Annotated in this window: 2 protein-coding genes and 2 pseudogenes; all 4 read left to right on the top strand. The window is 40.9% G+C overall.

Annotation, left to right across the window (positions count from 1 at the left end):
* Positions 1–54: 54 nt before the first annotated feature.
* Positions 55–477, top strand: a pseudogene (locus QZ379_RS12585) (AraC family transcriptional regulator); the annotation flags it as partial.
* A gap of 24 nt (positions 478–501) precedes the next feature.
* Positions 502–1371, top strand: coding sequence for an endonuclease/exonuclease/phosphatase family protein (locus tag QZ379_RS12580; protein ID WP_291565465.1), 870 nt, complete (start codon positions 502–504; stop codon positions 1369–1371).
* Positions 1372–1669: 298 nt separating this feature from the next.
* Positions 1670–1819: pseudogene (locus QZ379_RS12575) on the top strand (DUF4372 domain-containing protein); the annotation flags it as partial.
* 117 nt (positions 1820–1936) lie between these two features.
* Positions 1937–2341: a hypothetical protein gene (locus QZ379_RS12570; RefSeq protein WP_291565463.1), complete on the top strand. Its 405-nt coding sequence runs from the start codon at positions 1937–1939 to the stop codon at positions 2339–2341.
* The last annotated feature ends 157 nt before the right edge of the window (positions 2342–2498 follow it).

Genomic DNA, 2498 nt, shown 5'->3' with positions numbered 1-2498 from the left:
AAATTGCAAAATACTGAGTAGCAAAGAAAAGCATAAATTTACCATCAAACTTGGGATAAATACTCTCTGATGAAAGAGTATTTCAAATCCAGCCGTTCCTCTCTCATCGTAAGGGATGGAATCACCATGCATAAAGAGGATGAGCTGTTACTGGACAAGATTATCAAATTCATTGAAGATAATATTGATGACGAATCCATAAACCCGGATTCTCTCGCAGACTTTATAGGAGTAAGCAAAGCGGGATTGTACCGTAAACTCAAAGAATTGACGGAAAAGACACCAAGCGAATTTGTCCGTACCATCCGCCTGGAATATGCAGCGGGACTATTAAAGACCACCAAACTCACCGTTACTGAGATTATGTATAAATCGGGCTTCTCAAACAAGTCTTATTTCTACCGGGAGTTTGCCAAGTTATACAACACTTCTCCCAAAGAATACAGGAGCGGACAGACAGAAGAAAAAGATACTTAATAACCATCTAACAATAAAGAAACAATGAGAAAACTTTTTATTGTATTGGCGCTCTGCGGTGTGTCAATACTGAATGCGCAGCAACTGAATGTCGCTTCTTATAATGTACGAAACAGTAACCCGAACGATGCCAAAGCCGGAAACGGCTGGGAACAGCGTTGCCCGGTACTCACCCAGTTGATCACCTTTCATAACTTCGATATATTCGGAGCGCAGGAAGTGAAACATAACCAACTGGAAGATATGTTGAATGCCCTGCCGCAATACAGCTATATAGGCGTAGGACGGGATGACGGGAAAACGAAAGGGGAATATGCGCCTATCTTCTACCGGAAGGATAAATTCAAGCTACTCAAATCCGGGAATTTTTGGTTATCGGAAGATACCTCGAAGCCGAATAAAGGATGGGATGCAGCCTATACCCGCATCTGTACATGGGGAGAATTCAAGGATATTACAGGCAAGTTCAGATTCTGGTTCTTTAACCTGCACATGGACCATATCGGAGTAGTGGCACGTCGCGAAAGTGCCAGGTTAGTTATCAGCAAGATTAAAGAGATGTGTGGCAAAGACCCCGTCATACTCACTGGAGATTTCAATGTAGACCAGACCAGCGAAAGCTATCAAGTACTTCATGAATCCGGAATATTATCAGACTCTTATGAGGTCGCGCAACTGAGATATGCAACTAATGGAACATGTGCGGGATGGAATCCGAACACATATACTCCCAACCGTATCGACCATATCTTCGTTACTAAAAACTTCGCTGTTGAAAAGTACGGAGTACTGACAGATACTTACCGAATTAAGAATGAAGCTACTGGAAAGTATGAAGCACGCATCCCTTCAGACCATTTTCCGGTGAAGGCGGTATTGAAATATGCCAAGTAAGCAAAGCAGAATTCGAAATGATAATATAAGCCTGTCAATGTTCTATTTTTAATATTCTGTTGGGAAATAGCTAGTTAGAAAATAACGAGCCAGAAAATAAACTGCATAAATAAATGCATGAGCATACAAAAAATAGCCTAATATTGCATAAAACCAAACAAGATATGCATCTTTCTCTATTCGGAAATATTGCTGTCCGATAAAACTTTTTAAGCGCAGACCAAATTAGGGCTGGCACCTATTGCAGGAGTCAGCCCTTTGTGGTTATTTTGAAGTCGCTAAACTAAAATGAATAACCATGGGTAAAAGTACACATTTTCTCGGACAGCCGTTATATGGTCAGGTAATAAAATTGCTTGATAAGGCAGAAATTCTTGAAATCAGCCGTAAAAACGGCGGAGAACGTTACATTAAGCGCTTTGATGCCTGGACACATCTGATGACGATGCACCTGACTTCATCACTTTTGTTCGCCATCATATAGCGCAGAATGAAAATCAGCAAATTACGTAAAATAATTGGGTGGTTTTGGGTGGTGCAAGCAGAAAAAGTGTACTTTTGTACCATGTATGTACGTAAGAAACATAACCGTTCTGGCTCTACAAGTGTGGTGGTTGTCAGCAAAGCGAGTGGAAAGTATAAAGAAATAAAATCATTTGGTTCTTCTATATCCAAAGAGGGGATAGATTCATTGTGTGAGCAGGCAGCCACATGGATACGTTCGTTCGGTTACCAGCAGGAACTTGATTTCGATGACCGCAAGGGAAAAGAAGTCGAGGAGACGAAGCGTTTTCTCAGCAATATCGATAACGTGTTGATCAACGGCACTCAGCTTCATAATGAACTGACAAACTACCAGCGTTCGCAGATTGGTGTGGAAGTGGTTATACACAAGAATGTCAATTATAAGAATTCACCGCTCTATGCAAAGATTCGCGCTGATGTTGAAAAGCTTTTGAAAAGGATTTGAAAAGGTGGTCAGTGAACGGCTAATGAACGTGTTATGAACGGTATTTGAATGCTGTTAGAATGCCGTTAGAATACTATTCAAACAGCGTTCAAACACCGTTCACGGTAGTGTAAAATAAACTGTGTCACGCATTATTTTTCTCTATAAAACTCATCGG

Origin of the sequence: Bacteroides sp. (assembly GCF_019417265.1) — a bacterium.
GTDB lineage: Bacteria > Bacteroidota > Bacteroidia > Bacteroidales > Bacteroidaceae > Phocaeicola.
This window is presented reverse-complemented; position numbering and strand designations above follow the sequence as displayed.

Coding starts and splice junctions, on each gene's coding strand:
- QZ379_RS12580 (WP_291565465.1), top strand. CDS start 502: ATGAGAAAACTTTTTATTGTATTGGCGCTCTGCGGTGTGTCAATACTG.
- QZ379_RS12570 (WP_291565463.1), top strand. CDS start 1,937: ATGTATGTACGTAAGAAACATAACCGTTCTGGCTCTACAAGTGTGGTG.